This is a genomic window from Dyadobacter sp. CY347 (assembly GCF_021502655.1).
Lineage (GTDB): Bacteria > Bacteroidota > Bacteroidia > Cytophagales > Spirosomataceae > Dyadobacter.
In genome coordinates, this window is the sequence record NZ_JAKFFT010000002.1 from 1586549 (window position 1) to 1609400 (window position 22852).

Genomic DNA, 22852 nt, shown 5'->3' on the forward strand with positions numbered 1-22852 from the left:
GGATCATTTACGCTTTATAACCAAATCACTATGGCAAAAAATAAACCGGCCCCGTCAGGAAAAGTTGTAGTCATCGGCACGTCTGCCGGCGGCCTTAATGCATTGAAAACATTAATAAACCAATTGCAAGAAGATTTTCCAGCGCCGATATTGGTTGTCCAGCATATTTCAGCTGACGCGACGGGGGACGTGCTTTTGAACGAGCTTAGTAAGCAGAATAACTTGAAATGTCAGCACGCTGTAAATGGCGAAAGCCTAAGTAACGGACATTTGTACCTGGCACCTTCTGATCACCATTTGATGATCGGTGATGACGAAAAGATCTTGGTTACAAAGGGCGCGCAGGAAAACCGCTCCCGGCCAGCGATTGATCCATTATTTCGGTCGGCTGCTGTTGTTTTTGGCAGCAGCGTGATTGGGATCTTGTTAACGGGCTATCTGGATGATGGCACAGCGGGGATGATCGCTATCAAGCGCTGCGGCGGGATATGCATCGTTCAAGATCCGGCAGATGCAGAATACCCAGATATGCCTGCCAATGCTTTAAAGCAGGCAGAAGTTGATTTTTGTTTGCCCCTCTTGGAAATGGGAGATTTGCTGTATCAGCTCCTGGCAGCAAAACTGGAAAAAAGCCGGCCAGTCCCCAAAGACATTTTGACCGAAGCAAAAATTGCCAAACGCGTACTTAGCGATTTGCCAGCCGTCAATTCACTAGGCGACCAGGTGCCTTTCAATTGCCCGGGCTGTGGTGGCGTGCTATGGAAAGTGGACAAAGGCCCCTTGACACGCTACCGCTGTCACACAGGTCATGCCTATACTGCGCAAGCCTTGATCGCCGAGCAGACCTTAAAGATCGAAGAGACGATGTGGACAGCCCTTCGGATGTTTGAAGAAAGAAGAAACCTTTTGACCACCTTTGCAAAAGAGCAAACCGGGGCAATTAAGATATCAGCGCTCGAAAGGGCAGAACTGTCTCAGGTACACATTGACCGAATTAAAGCAATCCTGCTTGCTGATGACAAGGGAACTGCTCAGGATACACCCACTTAATGCACGTTTTTCAGTACTTACTAAGGATCAGAACAATAAACAGTTATGAATAAAAAAGGACCTATTGTAATTATAGAAGATGACATGGACGACCAGGATATCCTGTCTGAAATATTCAAAGAACTGAATTATGAGAATGAGCTGGTTTTCTTTGGAGACGGTGTTCAAGCTTTGGAATACTTAACACACATCGATATTGAACCTTTTCTTGTCCTCTCTGACATAAACATGCCGAAATTAAATGGGATGGAACTATATGAAAAAATTCATAACAACGAAGATCTGAGATTAAAATCAATCCCATACCTTTTTTTTTCGACAAGTGCCGAACAAAAGCATGTGATCGATGCGTATTCAAGGTCTATTCAAGGATTCTTTATTAAGCCAAGTAATTACGATAAATTGAAAAAAATGATCGTAAAGATTGTCGAGTACTGGCAAGAATGTGAATCACCAAAATATATAAAGAATGCTCAGTAGCAGTTTTTAAATTGTGTTACTTTTTAGGAAGGGCAGTAGGAGCTTAATCAGCTATCATTGTTTTTCAACCAAGCTGAGATTTTGGCAAGGAATTCATTCTCGGGATTGCATGACAAGATCCCGCAGGAGTGTGAGGTCCGCATAACTCGGCTTATTTATTAGGTAAGTGTCGCAACGATACTGCTTCGCTTTTTTCAAGAAACAACTTCTCCTAACTGTTTTGATGATCTTCATTGTCATTCCCAGGTAATATTTGGCCATAGGATGCTGCTCATAAAGCATTAAACAACCATAAAGCTAGATCTGGGCCTTACCGTATTCGCGTATTAAATAGTAGTCTATTTCAAAGTGTAGGGGCGAATTGCCTAAGTAGGGCTGGAACAGATTTATTATAAGTTACAATACCAAGAGACTTTTGCTTAAAGATCATGAACAAAGTCAATCTGTGTTATTACCTGAACTAACTTCGCTCGTCGACAAATATTTGATTTGCTAATATGAACGATAATAAAGGCAGCTATCTGTTTCTAAATGGTGGTGGTGAACTGGGGAGATTGACCCGGGATTATAGCTGGGATCAAAGTCCTGTCGGATCTCCGGAGTTCTGGCCTCAGAGCCTTCGTACGATGGTATCAACAATATTGAATTCCCGTTTTCCGATGTTCTTATGGTGGGGTACGTATTTGACCCAGTTTTACAATGATGCATACCGGCCAAGTCTCGGCAATGAAGGCAAACATCCAACGGCATTAGGCCAGAGCGGCCCGGATTGCTGGCCAGAAATTTGGGAAACTATTGGTCCATTAATTAACCAGGTGCTGGAAGGCGGCGATCCTGTTTGGAGTCAGGATCAATTAATACCGATCTTTCGAAATGGCCAAATTGAGGAAGTGTATTGGACATTCGGATATAGTCCTGTACTGGATGACCAAGGTAGCATTGCAGGGGTACTCGTTATCTGCCAGGAAACAACCCAGCATGTTGCCTTTAAAACCGAGCTCCTCCGTAGTGAACATAGGTTCCGGGGGCTAGTGGAGCAGGCACCTGTGGCGGTTGCACTTTTTAATGGCCCGGATTTTATCATCACATCAGCTAATGAGCGTGTGCTTGAATATTGGGATAAAACTTACCAACAGGTCATTAACAGGCCCTTATTTGAGGCAGTGCCCGAAGTCCGCCACCAAGGCCTGGAAGAACTACTGTCTGGGGTTTATGCAACAGGTATCCCTTTTAAAGCAAAGGAAAGGCCCGTGACATTGCGGCGCAATGGGGAGCTGACCCATACCTACATTGACTTTATCTATACGCCGTTCTTTGAGGATGATCAAACAGTGTCAGGTATCGTAGTTATTTGCACTGAGATCACGCAAGAGGTAAACCAGCGCCAGACCATTTTAAATGCAAATGAACAACTAACTACCGCAAACAAAGCGCTAAAATCGGTTAACGAAGACCTTGAACGTTCCAATGACAGTTTGAAAGAATTCGCCTATGTTGCATCACACGATCTGCAAGAACCGCTTAGAAAGATCAAACAGTTCAGCAGTTTATTGATGGCCAGATTTGGAGACAGGATCGGAGAGGGGGCACAGTATGTGGAACGCATCCAGTCAGCCGCTTCCCGAATGTCAGTCCTGATGGAGGATTTACTTAGTTTTTCACGCCTCTCAACCCAGCAAGACGCTTTTGCACTGTTACCGCTTGAAGAAGTCCTTAACTACGCTTTAAACACGTTAGAATTAACAATTCAAGAGTCGAATGCTCAAATAAAAATTGGGCCGCTTCCAAATGTAAGTGGTATTGCGTCTCAGTTGCGGCAGTTGTTTGAGAATTTACTTTCCAATGCAATTAAGTTCAGCAGCGTCGACCTGGCAGGGCACCCATCAGTGCCAGTTATAGTTATAGAATCTAAAGCGCTTGCATTAGGTGAGCTGCCCGCCCATATCAAGCCAGCAGCGAAGGTAAGGCTATATCACTGTATACAGATTACTGATAATGGGGTAGGCTTTGAACAAAAATATCGTGACCGTATTTTCCAACTCTTTCAGCGGCTTCATGGCATGAGCAAATTCACAGGGACTGGAATCGGGCTGGCTATCTGCGAAAAGATTGTCCATAACCACAACGGTGCAATAACAGCTAACAGTGTGCTCGGAGAAGGGGCTACATTCGAGGTTTACTTACCAGCGGCTGCTAAAGATTCGTGACAGAAATTTAGGCTCGTGCTTGTCGATTTAATAAATGCCTCTGAGGTGTCTTACATGTTTACAGAACTGGCTGTTTTTGGAGTAGGTTTAGATTCAAAAATTATTAGGTGCTGCGCACTTTCTCCAATACTCGATCATCGCCTTAATTGTTTCTTTAATTTAATCGAAACTAACTGGCTTTACAAAAAAGCCCTGGGCAGATGTGCTGTAAGCGTCAATAACAGCTTGTTGATTAACCGCTGCGGTGAAATATACGTATGGAATACACTTAAGACTCAGTTCGGCATCGTTCTGAACTTTCCTTCTAAGTTCAAGGCCATCAAGCTTTGGCAAATTGATGTCAGAAATTATGATAAAAGGCCGGTCGAGGCTCGAATGAAGATATTCACAGGGGCAAGTTATTAGTGTTCGAAACAGCTTATTATGTAACCACTTGAAGGTAACTAAAAAACCGGTCGTTAAAATGTACTCTGCCGGAAAGTTAAAATACCAGTTTAGAACCCATAAACACCTCCTAAGGTTTGATATACTCTAAATCCTGTACCTTAAAATGTACTGCCTAGCCAATATATTTATAATGGGGTCTTATTGATTTGGACGAACGCAATACCCCCTGAGCTATTGGCATGAGAGAGATATATTATATGTGATCTTGTACATGTATGAATAGCCGAAAACGTACAAGTAATGTTCGATAGTGAACATCAGGGCTGTTATAAATCGGCCATAGCAAGCTGCAACAACCATGGCATTATATTTGTTTAACAAACAACAATGATATAAATCTTTAAGTAATAGTTGAATGGCAAGAGCTTATTTGGGAGAATTTGAGGAGCTCGTTCTTCTGACGGTCGCAGTGCTTGATTCAGACGCGTACGGGGTAACCATCGCCGCTGAACTGAACAGGCGAACCGAAAGACCTGTAAGCCTGAGCGGAGTTCACGTAGCGTTATATAGGTTAGAGGAAAAAGCTTTTGTCAGTTCGGAGTTAGGTAGTCCCACAGCAGCCCGTGGCGGGAGGCGTAAGCGCATATTTACTGTCACTACGCTTGGCAAACACATGTTATTGGATATGCGTGAGCTTAGAAATCAACTCTGGGAATCAATCCCTTTACCATTTATCTCCTGATCATGGCCGACCAACATTCAGAGCCTACCCCTCCCGACTGGGCTGATTTCTTTTTAAAATGGACATGCCCTTCGGAGCAGCACGAAGAAATCTTAGGTGATTTACACGAACAGTTTACAATTGATGCATCTGCACTTGGAGAGACTGTCGCCCGAAGACGGTATCTACTACAAGTGCTAAAATTCTCACGGCCTTATTTTCTTAAACGCAAGATAAATGCACTGAGCGAACCGGCCACGTACCCAACACCGTTTTTTGTCAATGCGGATATGATAAAAAATTACTACAAAATTGCTTTCAGAACCTTTCAAAGAGGACATATTTATTCATTTATAAATCTATTCGGGCTGGCAGTTGGGTTAGCAGGTGTTATGCTGATCATTTCCTATGTTTTTTATGAGTTGTCTTTTGATAAACATTATAGCAATTCGGACAGGATTTACCAGCTTGTAATGGAGAACCGGAAAACATCTCCGATCGAGCGCAATATTGTGGTTCCCGTGGCTCTGGGCCCGACACTAACACAGGAAGTCCCGGAGGTGGAAGCGTTCACTAGTTTCAATGCTTACGAGCTGGTATTTCTCAAAAACGAGAAACCCTTGCGCTCAATTCGTTGACGGTCAGTCCTGATTTTTTTGAAACATTCAATTTCAATTTTCTTGATGGCAACAGATCAACGGTTTTTAAGGACCAGTCAAATGTAGTCATCACGGCAGAGGCAGCAAGTAAGCTCTTCCCAAATGCGGATGCGATGGGCAAGTCAGTTGTTCAGAAAGGCTGGAATGGCAAGAGGGAATATTTCACTGTAACCGGCATTATCGAGAATATTCCTGCCAATACGCATTTTAAAGGAGACGTATTTTTTCCAAAAGTAGATCGGCAGGAAACGTTGAATTTCCACGGCTATTCTGGCACCCCCCAGTATGTGCTGCTCAAAGCAAATGCAGATGTAAAAAAATTGGGTGGTAAGATTTCAAAGACTTTCACCAAATACAATTTGTCCCCGGAAGTGGGTATTCAGTTTTTACCAGTGACCGATATTCATCTTCACTCAGCTGGCATCAATAACCCTAGTGCCAACATGAGCGACATCAAGTATGTGTATATTTTCGGATGTGTTGCTTTTTTGATACTGGTTATTGGCTGTATCAACTATGTAAACCTGACGACAGCGCAGGCATTGGGCCGTGTGCGGGAAGTTGGTATCAGGAAAACTTTGGGAGGCGGAAAGCATCAGCTAGCATTTCAATTTATTGGTGAGTCATTCTTGTTTTTTAGCATTGCTACCGTGCTTGCAATGGTCCTGTCCATGATAGGCTGGCCGGTATTCAGCAATTTTCTCCTGATCAAGCTTCCATTGAATTATCTTTTTAACTTCAAGAACTTGGCACTTTTTTTCGGCATTGGTTTGACAGCCGGTGTTTTGTCGGGCATGTATCCAGCCTTCTTTTTGAGCAGGATGCAGCCTGCCGGTATTCTCAAAGACCGTCAGGGTGGATTGAAAATTAATTTTAGTCTCCGAAAAATGCTGATCGTTTTTCAATTCAGCATTTCTATGGTGATGGTTATTGCCACGATCGTGGTATGGCAGCAGCTTGACCTATTTAATAATCGCCCGCTTGGTTTTGATAAAAACCATCTGCTAATCTTACCTGCGGTTGATATCTCTAAAAATAAAGACGCTTTTAAAAAGACACTGCTCGATAATCCGAATCTTGAATCTGTAAGTTTTGTTGGCATGAAACTGGGAGAAAATTTCGGTAATTCATCCAGTATGCCAAGTCCATTTGACTCGACCAGGCGGCTGGACTTCGCCTTTATCTCAGCGGACCTGGATTTTATCAAAACCATGGGCATTGAAATGAAACAAGGCTGGGCATTTTCAAGGAATTTCTCAACCGACGTGATGGCCTACGATTCGCTGATGGAAGATTTTACTAAACGCGGTGAACATGCCCGGGCCGAGGCCTTACACTACCAAAAGCCAATCATCATAACTGAAAGCGTGGCGAAAGCAATCGGAATACAGAATCCGGTGGACTCTATCTTAAAACTGGGTGCGGTGCAGGGCCGGGTTGTTGGGGTGGCCAAGAATTTTCAGATCACTTCGTTGAAGAAAGTAAGCCCGTTACTTGTTTATAATCCACTTACATTTTTTGCCATTAGCAGCACCTACATTCGCGTGAGCAGTAAAAATATGCCGGCAAGTATTCAGCATATCGAAAAGAGCTGGAAGCAATTTTTCCCCGATGAAGAATTCAAATACAGCTTTGCAGATGAAAATATGCAAAAAATGTACGAGTCAGAAAATCGGCTCGCATCACTTTTCACTGTGTTTGCATTGTTTGCAATCGGCATCTCAGCATTGGGTTTGTTTAGCCTGGTTGCACTGATTGTCCGGCAGAGGACGAAGGAAATAGGGATTCGCAAAGTGATGGGTGCGTCCGTTTCGGGCATTGCAATCCTTTTAACGAAGGATTTTGTTGTCCTAATTATCGTTTCGGCTGTGATTGCCTCACCGATTGCTTGGTTTGGTATGAATCAATGGTTGCAGGACTTCGCCCACCGCGTCGACATTCGCTGGTGGACTTTCGGAATCGCAGGTTTGCTCGTGCTGCTGACCGGACTCATCACCGTTAGCTTTCAGACCATCAGAGCCGCAAAAATGAACCCTGTTGACTCCCTCAAGCGAGAATGATGGATACAATTAATAAACTAAATGGACCTCAAAGTTGATGGTAATCAAATAATCATACTTTACCTCTTAAAGAGCAGATTGACAATCGAATGAAGTATTATGCGCTAACATATAGCCTGAATCCCAAACTTTGCGGCCCTTTTCCTCAGGTCGAGGATACATCAAGTACTGGTAATGAAAACTCAATTGAGAACTTCGATCTGAAATTCATTGCAACAGATGTCTTGGTGCCACAGGTGAGCATTTACAACCGTGCAAAACCAACAGACATCATCTCTGGTGTCAGTGCAGAATTTATGAGTAACTTGCTGGTAAGTGGGAAGCTAAAAAATATCCTAGATAAGTATTCTCCCGAAGCGTTTCAATACTTCAAAACAGTAGTGGGGCACCGAGGCAGTGTGTATGATGATTACTGGTTTGTTCATCCAACAAGAGAATCGCTTGAATCTGTTGATTTTTTTAAAAGCCAGGTGATAAAAGCCCCTTTCTTTGAGTTGCAGGAAGGTAAAGGCATCACCGAAGAAGTTCTTTCAGTCATAGATGCCGACGGTTTTATTCAGGAACGAGCGCGAAACCAGAGAGATTGTACAAATCTGGACGAATATATACGAATAGCAAACCTTGCCTTACTTGACTCGGACGAAACGCCGCAATTTTTATATTTAAGGTTTGTTGAAGGCGCCTTTGCTTACATAGTCTCAGAAACCTTAAAGCAGCAAATTATTGATGCAGGTTGTTTTGGCGTCGAGTTCAGACCCATAGAAATGTCTTTTAACGACTGGCATAATTATCTAAGCGAGCGAAGCAGTCTTACTCGACAAAAAAGCAAAGTTTCAAAAAAGGCTAAACCAGTACTAGCAGTTGAAAACAACATGCCTTCTGAAAATATAGGAGAGATAACAGTGAACGAGCTTGCAAATTGGATAAAAGAGACGCGCAAACGTCATTAATTTGTTGAATGTCGACATCTTTGTTATTTACCACATTATCTACAATTTAGCCAATAAATACACGTCACCTATTGATTCAAGTCACCGGATCATCTAAGTGAAATAAACCTAACTTTGATGTCCTAAAAAACAAAGATGATATTACAGACTCCTATCCAATTCAGATGCCATGAAAAATCAGTTATGTTGTTTTGTTTTTTACTTTATGATCCTCGGATGCGAGCGTAAACATTCGCCGTCGCCAACGCCTGGGGCAAATATACGTTTGAAAAATGTTACCGTAGAGGGAGCGAAAAGTGTCCTAATAGATCACGATGCTAAAACAATCCAGGTTCTACTTCCTGAAAGTTATCAGTCAGATTTAATTACACTAAAGATGGATTTGGCTGAGGGCTTTGTTGTCACTCTCGACGATCCTTTTATTTCCATGTATTTTCGCGGATTTGAGCCGCGTCCATTAATTGTGAATAATACTTTTACAAATGCCATCATTCTCTATAAGGTATATGTAGATCTGGAAGGCGCTCTTCAGGCAAGGCTCAAGGAGGATATTTACGTGACTGAAAATGGAACGGCTATCGCTGACATAGATTTCACGCATGGCGTCGGAACAATACCCGAACGCCCGGACGACGCTGAAAAGATAGAAGCAACGCTACGCGACCTTAGTACAGGGGCCGCCGTGGTAAAAAATACAGGTCCTTACTTTTTTTATTTTGAAGATGGATACAAACTTTTACCTTCTGAGAACGTCGAATTGAGCATTACTTACTATCAAGAGCAATTTGTATTTCCTCAAAAGCTCAAATTAGGCAGGATGCAAGTAGGCGCACAATTTGATGGCATATCTAATTGGTGGCACACAATTCCGAAAAGCCAACAGATCACAATAGCTGGAGGTTGTTTTTTACCCGGTAAATCCTATCGGGTAAAGCTTGAGAATGCACCTGAGAACAAAGCTCTTTGGGTTAATGCCAAATATGAGGGGCCAGACAGATTGCAAGTTAATATTCCTTCCAACGTGGGTAATGGTAATTATTATGTAAGTGTTTATGAGGATAAGGATGTCATTTCCAGTACCATTTACATGATTTCAGACAGAAATAACGAGAATGGATTTCAACGTATCTGGACCAATAAACCAGTGGATAATGAATTCGACCCTGGTTTTTTTGAACCTATCAAAGCTCGTGCAGGAGAAGAAATTTTCATAAGCCCATTCCCAATATTCACCGGAACGTTTGATGGGCCTAAAGTTACTGTGGACAAGTTCCCTTCCTTAAAAATCAAAGGTTCGCAGGGCTCTTTTGATGTGTTTCCCAAAGTCAAAGAAGACAGAACATACGGCGATGGCGCCTTGGTTCTATTCTTTGGCTCATACACATTGCCAGTGGGAGTAAAACCGGGGAAATATCAGATGCAGTTAAATTTCAAGGAATCGGGTGTTTCAGGTCCATTTTGCAAGGAACTGGAAGTCAACTAGATTTAAGTTAGTATATATATGTTAAGAATTTAAATTTGTTACGGCAAAGTATTTAAAGTGTTATGACAAATGCCGGTTTGGAGGGTTTAGTATAAGCTCTTTGACCGAGTTCAGAAAAGAAAAAGGAACTATACCGTAGCACAGTAAAATGATTTAAAATGGCCTGAAACCTGGTTTACAATGTTCATATTTATGAAAATACTGGCCACAAACTGGATTAACGTTTTGGGCGTATTTGTAGCCATGCTCCTCTATTCGGTAATTTTTAACCAAACTAATAATCATCTTAACAATACTATCTTTCAATCAGTAGTAGCTAGTCTGATCCTAATCTGTTTATATGGACTAATTTTCTGGGGTTTGTTCATAGCTGAATTGGCTATTCTGGATTTGTTACTGATACTACCGAACCAAAAGCATATTAGTCAAAAACTTATAATCGAGTGGATTCTGGTGAGCACCCCTTGTATTTATTGGTTGATCCGGTATAAAGTATGGATATTTCTAGTAGCTATAATTGCCTTTGCTATCACTCAGCTGTTACGCAAGCAATTGATAGTCAATATTCTGAATGCTTGATTGTCAATTCCTAACTTGAACACAGAATATATAAGAGAGAACGAGGTAATGCAGGTTGAAGATTTGTGATTTAAGACCTTTAGTATCTCCTATTAAGTGCCAGACCCACAAATAACAGGTTGTTAAATATTGCTAAGTAAAGAATAACATATTGTAAGTCTGATATGCATGAAAGGCAATCAGCACTTTCTAAACATGGTTCACACAAAGGTTGGTGATACCAGAAAAGGAGTACAAAAAAAAGGTTGGTGAGTAATAAACCAATCCAGGATTTTGCATTTTTGACCGTGAGATTTTCCACAATATTTACTTAACGATAATGCAACATTGATAAGAAGTAATGGAAAGTTACGATTGTTTTTAAAAATACAATAGATGATAATAGTTGTGGAACGCCCACGTCCTTTTCCTGAGAATAGATGTCCCATTGAGCCCCTGCCAGGTTTTCAGACGGTTGAAAGGAAAGTTTCCGGTGTTTCTGGATTATATGGTCTTTAACAATCCTGCATGATCCGGATCACAATGATGAGCAACCTTTAAAATTGATGTGATCCGTCTAAATTTCTTTTATTGAATATGCAACAGCGGTTCAATAAAGAATAACATGAGAGCTAGGTTGTCGAGATTACTACATGTAAGGTAGGCGTATTCAGGCAGCACTTAGGTCAATTCATTCGTAAAAAACAAAAAAACCTCTCGGCTGTTGGAGGTATATTTGATCCTTCAGATCTTGCATAGTCCGGAGTGAGCTAGGGTCTGTGGTTCATTCTCTCATTCGTCGTTTATCAGTTTACGCAGAAACGATGGTCACGTAGAGCGGGTGATTTAAACTACCATGTAGGTATTACCTTAACTTACTTAAAGCTGCGTTTCGTAAATTCGGTGGTATAAACGTAATTTGGATTATAGGGGCAAATGTCGGTTGGCAGCTAATGAGCACAGCTTAGAGTTCGTTATACTCCAATTTCAGCGCCTTAACTGTACTTCGGGCTGACTTTGACATACATACAACCAGTCGTATGTTTGACAAATATGACGAAATGCAGCACTTCGTCGCAAAAATTGAGGGTTTTTGAGATTGGCAGCATTTTGCACAACGCAGCTTAACAGTACTAATTAATGGCAGAAACTCCGAAAGGTGCCCATGGTCTTCTAATCACTTCCGGATTTACACCTGGCTCAGCATCCTTGCAATACCAGGCAAGAAACGAAAAGACTATAAAATACAGCAGATTTTTTTATGGCAATAAATGATCAATGTTATTTCAGAATGGTAAATGCTGCTTTGACGGCCAGGCTTTGTCTCTCCAGATCTGTCTTAACACCATTGGCTACCGAATTTCCTCTGTACTTTTTAACAAGCGGTGTTCCTAGAAAATACTGATATTCTGCTGATAACGACCATCTGCCCCGCCTGATACCGGTCGCAAATATGATTGCCGGATTTATGTTGTTTAGAAGTGTCGGTTTCCAGGTTTCATTGTTATAGCGCCAATATTCATTTTTAAAGCAAACCAACCTGTCCGCCTTTATGCCGGCATCAGCGAATAGTCTCAACCTCGAATTTGACACGAAATACTTTCTCAAATGAAGCGCAAGGGAAACATAATGATGGGTTTCCTTAAGGTCATCACCGCTGCCAGACTTTGATAATCCCCCAGAAAGTACATTGTCTTTAATACGTACAATTTGATAACCGAATTGAGGAACCAGTGACCAAGTAGGAGACAACATTCTCTCAGCCCACAACGCACCACCAAAATTCGACCAGGAACTTACATTGTACGCCTGAGTAGATACTACCTGAGTTTGATTTTTGAAATCTCTGGTGACTTTAAATCTTTCAGAGGTTAAGCCAACCGAGACACCAAAGTTCCATTTTCCAGCGCCTTGAGCATATACATACTCCATGGCCACAGTTTGTAGCAAGAGCATCGCCACTAAATGAAGGAATAGCTTTTTCTTCATAACACTTAAAATTAGTCACAGTACTGATGTAATATTTAAATTTACGGTTTGTAACCCGAAATAACTCGAGATTGAAAATAATAGCATTACGAAACTAACACCTTATCAAAGAACAGCAAATGCTGGGACTTGGCATGTTAGATAGAGGATGACTGTCTCACGTTTGAGCGTTTTGTGATACATGAGTCGCCAAAAGGATCCGCTATTCACATTTACAACAAGTGTAAACCTTGGTAGCAACTGATCATGCTACGCAGAATGCTTTTTCAAGCTACCAATCAACACATACTCCGTATTTTCGGTAAATAAACTTTCTTCCATTTTTTTATAATTATTCATCAGCAAAAGTGAGCCATCCACTGTGCCCTCATAGTCATCTTCCGCTCTAAATACTTGCTTCTCATATCTAGGTCGTAATAAAAAAGTATCGCCGGTGTGACCCTTAATTGATATGTGATGGTATGACTTAAAGATTATAGCAAGGGGTGAAAGAACCTCTAAAATTTCGCCTGCTATCAAATTCTGGCCAGCGATGCCCTGAAAATCCCATGGCTCACTCACTATAATTTTGTATTCCCCTGTCGTCATGCAATAGGCTGTTTCGTTTATGCCAGTCCGGGAGTAGTCGTGTTTCATCAGGTACCCGACAAACTGACGTAAAATTAGACAATAAGCCTGTCTCACAAAACGTCCGTGGCTGTTGCACAACTGCCGATCAAACTTCTTACGCTGGTTGCGGCTCCTATGGTCTTAACGAAAAACCAAATTCTGCACCCAAATGACAGGTTAATATGTTCAATTGCTCTGAGAGGTAATCTTTGGCCTTATGAAGGGCATCTTCGGCGGCCTTATTAGGATGACACTTGATGTATTTTTTAATATTAAAGGCAATCGCCGCCATCAGCATCGTTTTATGAGCGCCATCAATTCCAAGTACTGGAATCTTGTTGAGCCCATAATATTGTGTTAAGCTGCCAAAGACTGGTTCGACTGTTCCCTGTCTCAGACCTTTCATGCGTTTCCCGGCTGTCGTTTGTTGGCGGAGATAAGCACGCTGATATTCTTCCTCATAAATCGTCTTTACAATTCTCTTAGTACCAGCCTTTGGAATACATTTCTGTTTAATGGGCAGGACACGCAGTCACTTCTTGTAGTCCAATATGCCTTTAAGGGCTTACCGTCTGTGCTGTACTCGAGTGACCGAAACGGTAACCCTTTCCTATTAGGACAAGGGTAGGAATCTGTCTCCTTATTGTAATCAAAGCCATCCACCAGCGGTTTGAACTTTCCGAAGACTGGGATCCACCCTGCGATTTTGCGCTTTTCCAGGAACTGATAATTGTATCCGTTGGAATAACCTGTATCAGCCATCAGGTCTGTTAAACTCAGACAATTTCTCTTGAGTCTATCCTTCAAAACACTTGCGATTCTAGGTAAATACTGGCTGTCGCGACCGTCGGCAAAGTCAGCTTGAATATGACTTATCACGCCTTTCGCGACGTCAACAGACATTGAACAGTGGTAATTGAGTTTTCTGGCTTTGCCTGGTTTAATTGAGATCCTGGCATCCGGATCATGCGGGTTGTAATGCGTTTTATTACTTAGCAATTGCGCTTTCTCATTACTGGCTTTCGGTCGGTTTGGCCTGTCAGCATTTAAGTTGTCCTGGTATTTTGCCAGGCGTTTGAGTTGACTTGGACTAGCAGTCATCACGGTGTTGTCATCTTGATAGTTTGCTCTCATATCCGGATTGTAGTGATCAACTCCTGTAAAATGCGCCGTAATCGACTGTGCTGGAACCTTTAATTCAAGGTTTTCTATTGAAGCATTTGCTTTTATTGGAGCCGAATCGATGGCATGAGTGTGACCTGCAACCATTCCATTTTCAACACACATGGTAAATACCTTGTCAAACAACGACTCGAAGAGCGTGGCGGGATATAGTTGCCTGGTCCTGCTAACAGTGGAATGCCATGGCAGCGGTTCGTCAATATCATAACCGATAAAATAAAGAACATCCATCCGCATAGAGCAATGCTCCATCAAACGGCGATCAGATGTTATGTTTTCCAGATATCCTGTTAGCATCAACTTAAAGAACACAACCGGATCGATTGATGGATTGCCCGTTTTGCCATACAGCTCGCGGGTGTCTTTGTATAGAAACTGTAAATCGAGCGTTTCGCGCAGCCTGCGATAGAAATTTTCCTTAGGAACGCGATCTGAAAGTTGGAAGCTGACGAACAACTTTTCCGAGTAATTTTTCCTTCCTTGCATTCCTGAAGTTACAAAAAAAGGATTAAACGAGATCATACGGCTCTTTAAAAAAGCAGCAGGCAAGCCCCATAATTTAAATTCAAATGACTATAACAGGAAAGCTTTCAAAATTTTCAATCTATATAGCAGCGAAATGGATTGCCATATATTTACTTCAAACAGTTACTGGCAAAACAACATGGGATTGGGGAAAAGTAATATCAATAGAAGACATATTTTATACGATTTGGATCCTACTATCACTACCAGCGATTGAGATCATTCTTCTATATTTTCCTTTTCAGCTCGCTTTACGACAAAGGGGGTTCAAAATGGGCTGTATTCTTTCTCTTTCATTTCTGTTTGAATTTTCAGTCGTATGGTATGCCACCAGCCAGCATTTTGAGAATTGGATGTTGATAAAAATCATTATTAGCTCTGTACTCTTCGTCCTTTTTTACAAGAACGAAATGATAGATACTCAAGGATTGCAATAGCACTACCAAATGTGTCTGTGACAATCTGTGCATATCGGAAAAGATTAACTCCGAGCATAAGGTCACATTTTTAAGATCGTATTTCAATAGTTGTGCAACAGCCACGTCCCGTTTTGGTAGGTATGGGATGACGGCCAAGATTCTGGACCAAACCTTGAAGAAGGGTTCTCAAATTGTCGTCTCACAAATCAATGTCTCATTTTCAGAAATTAGCTGAGTTGATGAGACATTACATTCCCAGCTACCTGAGATTTTGCCTTGAGGAATGACCTGTCAGTAGATCAACAATAACCTTTGTTTATAGGAGGCTGGTGAAAATTTAATCGGTGGTTTTTCCGTACTCTCCCGGTTAGCAGCTAAGTGGTCAATATCCATCATCGAAGACCTTGAAAGAGTACAGTTTAGTGGTACATGAAATCAAATTACAGTCTATTTCGACCCTAGGGGTTTGAGCACGTTTCGAATGCTTTTTTTTCGTACCTCTTTTCAAAGAAAGAGCAGAACCAAGACTTGGATAAAAATTCTTTGGAAAGTATCTTTGTAAGGAAATTGCAGCTTGATTATTTCTTGGTGAGCGATTCGGTGAGCAGAATTTTGACATTTTATAAGTAACTGATATTTAGGAAGATCTGAGGAAAGTTCGACTCCCTGCATCTCCACTGATTGAAAAATCAAATCTTACAAAAGCCCGCAAAATAAATTTGCGGGCTTTTTGTTTTTCCGCAGATTTCGCATCAAGACCCGATGGACGAATAAGGGACTGAGAAAAATACGGGAAGGTAAGTATTTGAAAATAAGTTGATTAAAGATAGAGTTCGACTTCCTCCATCTCCATTTCAATAAAATTTCAAAACATTAAACCGGCGGTAGATCAATGATTTACGAACGTTTTGTTTAATGCTCGATATCTCAAATCTTTCAAAGTCTAACAATAGCGAAGGGACGAATTCGGGACCGAGTCCAGTTATGATTTTTCAGTCCCTTTTTGGTCCCTCTTGTATGCCTAATTATTTGTCAATCAATAACATGTGCAGGAAATGAACATCTTGATTCAACAAAATGAGATATCTAATTTTAAAACAAAAAAAGATGGAATCAAGCATGACAATTCTGTTTTCGGTTAGGCAATCGAAGATCAATCGAAACAATCAACTGCCCGTTTACATGCGGATAACAATTGGTGGAGCAAGGTTTGAGGTTGCAACAGGTAAATCTGTATCACCAGAAAGGTGGTCAGTAAGCTCGGGAAAGGCGAAGGGCACAACAATAGAGGCGAGAGAAGTCAACGCATTTTTGGAATCCTTGGCAGGTAAAGCTTATGCCATTCAGCGGCAAATTATCCAGGAGGACTTATTAATGTGCATTGAAGTTTTTAAGAGTAAATGGCAAGGCGAGGATCAGAATATTATTGGACTCCTATCCTTATTCGAAGAACATAATATGAAGGTTAAACAGTTGATAGGATCAGAATATGCTCATGCAACCTACATGCGATATCAGACCACTTTCAGGCACACCCAGGAATTCATCAACTGGAATTTCAAAGCAAAGGATTTCGATGTCCGGAAACTCAACTACAAATTCATCTCAGATTTCGAGTTCTATCTAAAGGGTGTAAAAAAGGTTGGTCACAATGCCACAATGAAGTATTTGGCAAACCTGAAGAAGATAGTACTGATCTGCGTGAAGAATGATATCATAGCGAAAGATCCATTTTTTGCTTTCAAATTTGCAAAGCATGAAGTAGATCGAGTTGCACTGACGGAGCACGAATTACGCACAGTTGCGAATAAAGTATTCGAGATTCCACGCTTAGAACAAGTAAGAGACATCTTTCTCTTTTGCTGCTACACTGGCCTGGCATATGCCGATGTTGCAAAACTCAGCAAAATGGATATAATCGAAGGTCGTTCAGGTGAAATTTGGATAAATATAAAGCGTCAAAAGACAGACTCTGCCTCACGAATTCCACTTTTACCACCAGCTTTGAAGTTGCTAAAAAAATATGAAAGCCAATTGGAGCATTTAGACAAGCATCTGCTTCCGGTCCTTTCCAACCAGAAGATGAATGCTTATTTGAAAGAGATTGGAGATGTTTGTGGAATAGTCAAGCCAATTACTTTTCACCTAGCTAGACACACCTTTGCCACCACAGTTACGCTTTCAAATGGAGTTCCAATTGAAACGGTCTCAAGAATGCTTGGACATCGCAGCCTGAAAACGACCCAGCTATACGCGAAAGTCCTGGACAAAAAAGTAGGTGATGATATGCAACGATTGTCAGAGATTATTGGTGCAAAATTTTAGATCATATGTATGGTACCATTAATTAAAGTTTGACAAACAAACTCGGCAAAAGGGCAGCTAAATAAGTGGCCCTATTTCCTAAGACTGAGAGAAGCCGCCAAAAGCTTACGGCATAATGGCGGCTTTTTCTATTGTTTGAGGCACTACAAGTTTTAGCCGTGAGCTCAGTGGGGCGCTTATTTCGTTTCCTTTGGCTGTTAAGGGCCACTGTTAAACAGGCTTTTTCTGTTGCCAAGCAAATATTTTTAGATGAGCATGAGGAATATGAATAAAATCATTTCCACCTCTCACATGAAGTATCTATGGCTCATAACATCAATTATCTTAAAAAAAGACAGGTACAGTCATTTCTGTTAAGGAAAAAGCCAAACAAGGGCCTGGACGGGTGGTCGATCAGTACCATAGTAGCCGAGGGCAATCACCAACGCCGGATTAGATTACCAGGTTGAAAACGCTAAACTATTTGCTGGGGTGTTAATTGGACCTACTATCGATTAATGCAACAAGGCCGATTGCTGATTCGCAGCTCAAAAGCTAATAGAGATTGCCATGGCACTTACTAAGGAAGTGATGTGGGATTTGGAGGGAAGGAGAGTAAATGTGTTTTCAACGCAATATATAAATATTGTCGAGGATGTTCGTGTTCCGTCAGCGGCTAATAGCCTCAATTAGTGGGGGAGCTTGACTTCCTTTTTTTATCACCAAAGCTGGCCGCCGTGGAAGCGAAGCTGTAATTAGCTTTTAACTCAACCAGCCACACTTTACTTCCCTGCTTAGGATGGTATGATGGTAAGTATTTTATGTAGCCGAATATTTCGAGCTCTTTCAAGTGTTTATGATATGTCGAAGGGCTTTTTGCTCGGGACATCTGCATGATCATCCGCCTAGTTACCTGAAAGGGACTTGATTGCCTGTTTTTATCCCAAAGCAGCACCAAGGCAAGGTAAGTCCCCACATGCCAGATCCTTACTCTTTGGTCAATAAGGATCCGGTTAAAGATTTTTATTATTGATCTTTCCATCACTTAGTTCGTTTTGTATCAGCTAGCACCAGTGATTGGGTTTCCTGGAATGCATAATAAAATGATCCTCCTATATTGCTATGTTTTAACCTCCCGTTTATTCTCAGATTCTGATGCGTACCGGATGAGATGTTCAGCATCCTCCTTTTTGCATTAGCGCTTCGAAGCCATTTCTTCGGAGCCTTCTTCGAGCTGGCAAGAAACCGCTTTAAGTCTTCGAGCAGCTCCCGCCATAAGACTTGCAAAACTTCATTAGTTATTACCTCAATATTTATCTTCCAAAAATTAATTGTCAGCCACTAAGTTTAGGCGGAGAAATTTTGGTCGTCTTGTTTTTCTTGAATGCCAGTTGCTGACAGATGTACCCGAACTCACTGAATTATAGGCCAAAGAACGATTGTAGCACGGTAGCGACTACTACCAGGAAAATACAGCTGCCAAACCACGCCGCCGCGACCTTTCCAGTATCATTGTCCCCGGCATTCCATTTCTGGAAAACCTTCACTGCACCTACCAGCCCGAGCACTGCGCCAATGGCGTACATTAGCTGTGTGCCTGGCTCAAAATAGCTGCGCACTTGGCTGTCCGCTTCGGAGATGCCCGCCGCGCCGTCTTGCGCTTTGGCGATGGTTGCAATTACTGAGAGCAGCGCTGCTGCCCATACTTGTTTTGCCCTGCTTGAAAGGGCGGTTTTCCCACATTTCATACGCCTCGTTGATTATTGTTTTGAACTTGTTTACTCGGTTTGTCTCCTTGCGGCTCCCAAGCCCGAAGGCGCGGGAGCGCAGGAGAGCGGGCTCATCATTAAACCTCCCTTCTATAACTCCTCTAGCTCTACTGCACTGAGGTTGAGAAGCCATATTTTGCAGATTCCGAAGTGATCACATTGTTGATCGCCTCACGGAACAGCGTGCCTTTGACGGCAGAAAAATCTTTTATTGACATTTGGATTAGAAAAACAAAGTCTCGCTTTTCGTAGCCTTTTTCGTATGCCTCTCTGATACTAGTCCTGAGCTGCGAGCTTAGCTCTTCGACCTTGGCAAACAAGGCTTCATTTTGCCAGGGTTGCTTTTTCACTTCAACAGGCTCAGCGGTTTCTTCCGGCTGACTTGCCTGTGATTTGATTATTGGCGGGGGCTTTTCCGGCCGTTCCCAAAACCGGGATTTTGAATTAATTAGTGCCCTGATGTCCTGCCGGTAGTACAGTATGCCGATGATCACATAGTAGATCGCCACTGCAGCACCCACTGCAAGAAAATAGCCTGTCCAGGATAAATGCGTTGCCATAACTCGTGTTGTTTAAGGTTGCTGCTGCATTGATTACCTGACAAAACAACACTCAAAACGAAGGCACTTCAAGTACAACTTTTTCTTGTACCCACGCCGCGACTACAGTACCCCAATGATTATCAATTGAATAGAAAAAGGAAATTGCCACAAGACTTGCCAAATTTTTGAAGACCGTCTAAATGCCCGAAAGAGTTTCTTGCATCAATGATGCCCCAAAGTTAGGCACAGGGCCGCGGAGCGTAGTGGAAATTCCGGCATAAACGCATGGCTCACCCACATGCTTTCCTTTATTCCGTTGCTTCCACTACTTGCTTGCCCAGTGCCAGAATGAAGCGCCATAATTCATTCAATCACTTCAAAATCAAGGTAATTATGGAAAGCTTTGCGAATGTTTCAAACTTGTATCAGGTAGCAGAGATTGAGCTGATCTACAAAACCAATGTCCAAGCAAGCCAGCGTCCTAAAGTAGCATCGTCCAGAGATGCATACAATGTGCTGATCCAAAGCTGGAACCGCGATAGACTTGAATTTATTGAAGAGTTCAAGATACTGCTATTGAACAATGCCAGCCGCGTGTTAGGGATTTTTGAAGTTTCCAAAGGTGGGATTTCAGGAGCAAGTGCTGATGTAAGGATCGTTTTTGCAGCTGCTTTGAAAGCAAATGCAACAGGGCTTATCCTGGCACACAATCACCCTTCCGGGCAGCTAATTCCGAGTGATGCTGATAAGTATATTACTGGGAGTATGAGAAAAGCCGGGGAGTTACTGAATATACGGGTTTTGGACCATTTGATTGTGACGGCGGAGGGTTTTTACTCGTTTTCAGATGAGAGTCTTTGGTAAAATTCCAAATCCTACTGTGATATACCTTGACGGCAATATCACAGTAAATACAACCGAAATCAGCAATGGAATTCGCCTGGAATTTTAGAGCTTGATCTTCTGAAGAAATATAATACTTGTCTACCTTGGTCGAATATTCGTTGGCTGCCCTTATATTTTGCGGTTCCTTTCCGGCCGGTTCTAGAACCCTTGCTTTGAATTTAGGAGTGCCCTGATGTCCTACTGGTAATAGCTAATTCCGATGAGTACATAGTAGATCGCCACTGCGGCACTTACTGCCAGAAAGGAGCCGGTGCAGGATAACTGCGTTACCATAACTTGTGTTGTTTTTAAGGTTTCTGCTGCGTTGATTTCCTGACAAAACAACACTCAAAACCAAGGCGCTTCAAGTAGATTTAATGATCTTAAGCTTCTACTCAAAAACAGCGTATGAAAAATGATCGTGTAATTGTATCGCTAGCTCTGGTCACCTTCACGGTAGCCATGTTCATCAGTGGCTCATTTAAATATGTTTTACTTGGTTTTTCAATAGCGGCCTTCCTGATTTTTATTCTCAAAATTGTTAACCGAGATAAAACCACATAACATAATGCCCTTAAATAGCCTAATCGATACTCACACATCCCTCTCGGGAAATAGCGTGAGCTCAGCGAAGCAGTCCGCCTATTTTATCTAAATGGCTTCTTAAATTCAAGGGGGTGCGAAAGATTATGCAGATATAAATTTTGGTTCGAGATGTTATCTACTGACTGAGTAGCCATTACAACCCAAAAAATTTTTACAACTTTGCGAGGCGGTCGTTCAATTCTACCAGACCGGATTTCTGCAAGCAATCGGCCGACAATGCTAATAGTTCTTCCTTTGACTCGTTTGAGGCGATTTCGATCAAATCAGGATTACCCTCAACACCGGGAACACTTAAGGCTCTTTTGATCGCCTGGGTCAGAAGCAAAACATTCCGCCTGCTAATCTTCAAATCGATCTTGATCTGATCGTTCATTCCGGGGATACTCATGATGGTATCATACACACTTGCCAGCTCTTTCGCGTTCATCATGTTTCTTGGTTTTGGTACGGTACAAAAATAATAATTGCCCCTGAAACGATCCTAAGGAGAATTTACCCAGGATAGGTAGCTGACATTCGTGTTCTTTAATTTCGCTCCACGAACCAAAACAGAAAGCAAAATGAGCGAAAGAGAGAGGGGAAGCCGCGGGCTGTTAACGTTGGCAGAAATTAGAGAATTAGACCTTATTGATTATCTGTCAGAATTAGGATTTGAGCCAGTCAAAGTGCATAGTGCAGATCACTGGTATTTGTCCCCCTTGCGGGATGAACGGACTGCATCGTTTAAAGTCAACAGGAGACTTAATCGTTGGTATGATCACGGAATCAGTCTTGGAGGGAATTTAATTGACTTCGCCACGATTTTTTACCAGTGCTCAGTTGGGGATGTAATCAAGATTTTCTCCGATTACTGGTCCTTTCACTAGCCTAAGATTCTTGTACGTTCAACAGAGAAGGCTGCTGCAAATTGCCCCATACAAGTTTTGTATACCGGGCAGCTCACCAGTAAAACACTTTTGGACTACATAGTTTCAAGATCTGTTTCACCTGATATCGCCAGGCAATACTGTCGACAGGTTAACTACCAGATCGGGGACCGAAGGTATTTTGCAATTGGCTTGCTCAACAATTCTGGTGGTTATGACCTACGGAATTCTTACTCGAAGTTGGCAAGCAGTCCGAAGGATATTACTACAATCAATGTCGGTGCTCCGTCAGTCTCGGTGTTTGAGGGCATGTTCGATTTTCTGACCTACAAAACCTTGATGACAAAGATGGCTGAGCAGCCCGAGAATTACGTCATCCTGAACTCCATCTCTCTCTTCGATCGCGCACGGCCTTTTCTGGAAAGCCACTATCACATCGACGTATATTTTGATCGGGATGCTGCGGGTGTTAGGTGCACTTCGATGGCAAAGGACATCAGTGAAAAATACAATGATGCCAGTGGAATGTATACTGGCTGTAAGGATTTCAATGAATGGTTTGCTGGTGGAGCGGCCGGGCGAAATAAATAACTAGTCAGAC

General features: G+C 42.1%; 21 protein-coding genes. 12 read left to right on the forward strand and 9 right to left on the reverse strand.

The genetic code is table 11. From position 1 onward, the window contains the following. Window positions 1-30: 30 nt before the first annotated feature. The 3 genes from L0659_RS07500 (at window position 31) to L0659_RS07510 (ending at window position 3737) form a co-directional block, all read left to right on the forward strand. Window positions 31-1050, forward strand: coding sequence for a chemotaxis protein CheB (locus tag L0659_RS07500; RefSeq protein ID WP_235125144.1), 1020 nt, complete (start codon window positions 31-33; stop codon window positions 1048-1050). Between the two features lie 45 nt (window positions 1051-1095). After that, entirely contained in the window at window positions 1096-1530 is a 435-nt protein-coding gene (locus tag L0659_RS07505; RefSeq protein ID WP_235125145.1) for a response regulator, read from the forward strand. Between the two features lie 497 nt (window positions 1531-2027). Then, window positions 2028-3737: an ATP-binding protein gene (locus L0659_RS07510; protein ID WP_235125146.1), complete on the forward strand. Its 1710-nt coding sequence runs from the start codon at window positions 2028-2030 to the stop codon at window positions 3735-3737. Between the two features lie 159 nt (window positions 3738-3896). Here the strand turns inward: L0659_RS07510 and L0659_RS26485 are convergent, their stop codons facing one another. Then, window positions 3897-4070: a hypothetical protein gene (locus L0659_RS26485; RefSeq protein ID WP_409018805.1), complete on the reverse strand. Its 174-nt coding sequence runs from the start codon at window positions 4068-4070 to the stop codon at window positions 3897-3899. Window positions 4071-4539: 469 nt separating this feature from the next. Between L0659_RS26485 and L0659_RS07520 the strand changes: the two genes are divergently transcribed. From L0659_RS07520 to L0659_RS07540, 5 genes are all read left to right on the forward strand, one after another. Beyond that, window positions 4540-4866 carry a helix-turn-helix transcriptional regulator gene (locus L0659_RS07520; protein WP_235125148.1) on the forward strand — a complete coding sequence of 109 codons (327 nt, stop codon included), beginning with the start codon at window positions 4540-4542 and terminating at the stop codon, window positions 4864-4866. Between the two features lie 2 nt (window positions 4867-4868). After that, window positions 4869-5483, forward strand: a complete 615-nt coding sequence (locus tag L0659_RS07525; protein WP_235125149.1) for a permease prefix domain 2-containing transporter — start codon at window positions 4869-4871, stop codon at window positions 5481-5483. Beyond that, window positions 5480-7564, forward strand: coding sequence for an ABC transporter permease (locus L0659_RS07530; RefSeq protein ID WP_235125150.1), 2085 nt, complete (start codon window positions 5480-5482; stop codon window positions 7562-7564). Before L0659_RS07525 ends, L0659_RS07530 begins: the two co-directional genes overlap by 4 nt. An 89-nt stretch (window positions 7565-7653) precedes the next feature. Continuing rightward, entirely contained in the window at window positions 7654-8514 is an 861-nt protein-coding gene (locus L0659_RS07535) for an imm11 family protein (protein WP_235125151.1), read from the forward strand. A gap of 169 nt (window positions 8515-8683) precedes the next feature. Next, window positions 8684-9997 (forward strand): hypothetical protein, encoded by a 1314-nt coding sequence (locus L0659_RS07540; RefSeq protein WP_235125153.1) that lies wholly within the window; start codon window positions 8684-8686, stop codon window positions 9995-9997. A gap of 1839 nt (window positions 9998-11836) precedes the next feature. On the opposite strand, the gene L0659_RS07545 is transcribed toward L0659_RS07540, so the two are convergent. The 4 genes from L0659_RS07545 to L0659_RS07560 all read right to left on the reverse strand — a co-directional run bounded on the left by L0659_RS07545 (window position 11837) and on the right by L0659_RS07560 (window position 14884). Then, complete coding sequence (locus L0659_RS07545; protein ID WP_235125155.1) at window positions 11837-12544, reverse strand: outer membrane beta-barrel protein; 708 nt, start codon at window positions 12542-12544, stop codon at window positions 11837-11839. A 249-nt stretch (window positions 12545-12793) separates the two neighbouring features. After that, a complete protein-coding gene (locus tag L0659_RS07550) occupies window positions 12794-13132 on the reverse strand; it encodes a hypothetical protein (protein ID WP_235125157.1) in 339 nt (112 codons plus the stop codon). 154 nt (window positions 13133-13286) lie between these two features. Continuing rightward, complete coding sequence (locus L0659_RS07555) at window positions 13287-13685, reverse strand: transposase (protein ID WP_310590686.1); 399 nt, start codon at window positions 13683-13685, stop codon at window positions 13287-13289. Beyond that, the gene (locus L0659_RS07560) at window positions 13625-14884 is read right to left on the reverse strand and encodes a transposase (RefSeq protein WP_235125159.1); all 1260 of its coding nucleotides are present in this window, start codon (window positions 14882-14884) and stop codon (window positions 13625-13627) included. Before L0659_RS07560 ends, L0659_RS07555 begins: the two co-directional genes overlap by 61 nt. A gap of 1502 nt (window positions 14885-16386) precedes the next feature. Between L0659_RS07560 and L0659_RS07565 the strand changes: the two genes are divergently transcribed. Then, window positions 16387-17604, forward strand: coding sequence for a site-specific integrase (locus L0659_RS07565; protein ID WP_235125160.1), 1218 nt, complete (start codon window positions 16387-16389; stop codon window positions 17602-17604). Window positions 17605-18268: 664 nt separating this feature from the next. Here the strand turns inward: L0659_RS07565 and L0659_RS07570 are convergent. From L0659_RS07570 to L0659_RS07580, 3 genes are all read right to left on the reverse strand, one after another. Further along, window positions 18269-18625: a hypothetical protein gene (locus L0659_RS07570; RefSeq protein WP_235125161.1), complete on the reverse strand. Its 357-nt coding sequence runs from the start codon at window positions 18623-18625 to the stop codon at window positions 18269-18271. 379 nt (window positions 18626-19004) lie between these two features. Beyond that, entirely contained in the window at window positions 19005-19331 is a 327-nt protein-coding gene (locus L0659_RS07575) for a DUF4134 domain-containing protein (protein WP_138366785.1), read from the reverse strand. 128 nt (window positions 19332-19459) lie between these two features. Beyond that, window positions 19460-19912: a hypothetical protein gene (locus L0659_RS07580; protein ID WP_235125162.1), complete on the reverse strand. Its 453-nt coding sequence runs from the start codon at window positions 19910-19912 to the stop codon at window positions 19460-19462. Window positions 19913-20287: 375 nt separating this feature from the next. Here L0659_RS07580 and L0659_RS07585 point away from each other — a divergent pair, with 375 nt between their 5' ends. After that, on the forward strand, window positions 20288-20758 hold the full coding sequence (locus L0659_RS07585; RefSeq protein WP_235125163.1) for a JAB domain-containing protein: 471 nt from the start codon (window positions 20288-20290) through the stop codon (window positions 20756-20758). Window positions 20759-21536: 778 nt separating this feature from the next. Here L0659_RS07585 and L0659_RS07590 read toward each other — a convergent pair. After that, complete coding sequence (locus tag L0659_RS07590; RefSeq protein ID WP_235125164.1) at window positions 21537-21815, reverse strand: hypothetical protein; 279 nt, start codon at window positions 21813-21815, stop codon at window positions 21537-21539. Between the two features lie 130 nt (window positions 21816-21945). Between L0659_RS07590 and L0659_RS07595 the strand changes: the two genes are divergently transcribed. Together L0659_RS07595 and L0659_RS07600 are read left to right on the forward strand one after the other, a co-directional pair. Beyond that, the gene (locus L0659_RS07595; protein WP_235125165.1) at window positions 21946-22251 is read left to right on the forward strand and encodes a hypothetical protein; all 306 of its coding nucleotides are present in this window, start codon (window positions 21946-21948) and stop codon (window positions 22249-22251) included. A gap of 90 nt (window positions 22252-22341) precedes the next feature. After that, a complete protein-coding gene (locus tag L0659_RS07600; protein ID WP_235125167.1) occupies window positions 22342-22842 on the forward strand; it encodes a toprim domain-containing protein in 501 nt (166 codons plus the stop codon). Window positions 22843-22852: the final 10 nt, after the last annotated feature.

Coding starts and splice junctions, on each gene's coding strand:
- L0659_RS07500 (WP_235125144.1), top strand. CDS start 31: ATGGCAAAAAATAAACCGGCCCCGTCAGGAAAAGTTGTAGTCATCGGC.
- L0659_RS07505 (WP_235125145.1), top strand. CDS start 1,096: ATGAATAAAAAAGGACCTATTGTAATTATAGAAGATGACATGGACGAC.
- L0659_RS07510 (WP_235125146.1), top strand. CDS start 2,028: ATGAACGATAATAAAGGCAGCTATCTGTTTCTAAATGGTGGTGGTGAA.
- L0659_RS07520 (WP_235125148.1), top strand. CDS start 4,540: ATGGCAAGAGCTTATTTGGGAGAATTTGAGGAGCTCGTTCTTCTGACG.
- L0659_RS07525 (WP_235125149.1), top strand. CDS start 4,869: ATGGCCGACCAACATTCAGAGCCTACCCCTCCCGACTGGGCTGATTTC.
- L0659_RS07535 (WP_235125151.1), top strand. CDS start 7,654: ATGAAGTATTATGCGCTAACATATAGCCTGAATCCCAAACTTTGCGGC.
- L0659_RS07540 (WP_235125153.1), top strand. CDS start 8,684: ATGAAAAATCAGTTATGTTGTTTTGTTTTTTACTTTATGATCCTCGGA.
- L0659_RS07545 (WP_235125155.1), bottom strand. CDS start 12,544: ATGAAGAAAAAGCTATTCCTTCATTTAGTGGCGATGCTCTTGCTACAA.
- L0659_RS07550 (WP_235125157.1), bottom strand. CDS start 13,132: ATGACGACAGGGGAATACAAAATTATAGTGAGTGAGCCATGGGATTTT.
- L0659_RS07565 (WP_235125160.1), top strand. CDS start 16,387: ATGGAATCAAGCATGACAATTCTGTTTTCGGTTAGGCAATCGAAGATC.
- L0659_RS07570 (WP_235125161.1), bottom strand. CDS start 18,625: ATGGAAAGATCAATAATAAAAATCTTTAACCGGATCCTTATTGACCAA.
- L0659_RS07575 (WP_138366785.1), bottom strand. CDS start 19,331: ATGAAATGTGGGAAAACCGCCCTTTCAAGCAGGGCAAAACAAGTATGG.
- L0659_RS07580 (WP_235125162.1), bottom strand. CDS start 19,912: ATGGCAACGCATTTATCCTGGACAGGCTATTTTCTTGCAGTGGGTGCT.
- L0659_RS07585 (WP_235125163.1), top strand. CDS start 20,288: ATGGAAAGCTTTGCGAATGTTTCAAACTTGTATCAGGTAGCAGAGATT.
- L0659_RS07590 (WP_235125164.1), bottom strand. CDS start 21,815: ATGATGAACGCGAAAGAGCTGGCAAGTGTGTATGATACCATCATGAGT.
- L0659_RS07595 (WP_235125165.1), top strand. CDS start 21,946: ATGAGCGAAAGAGAGAGGGGAAGCCGCGGGCTGTTAACGTTGGCAGAA.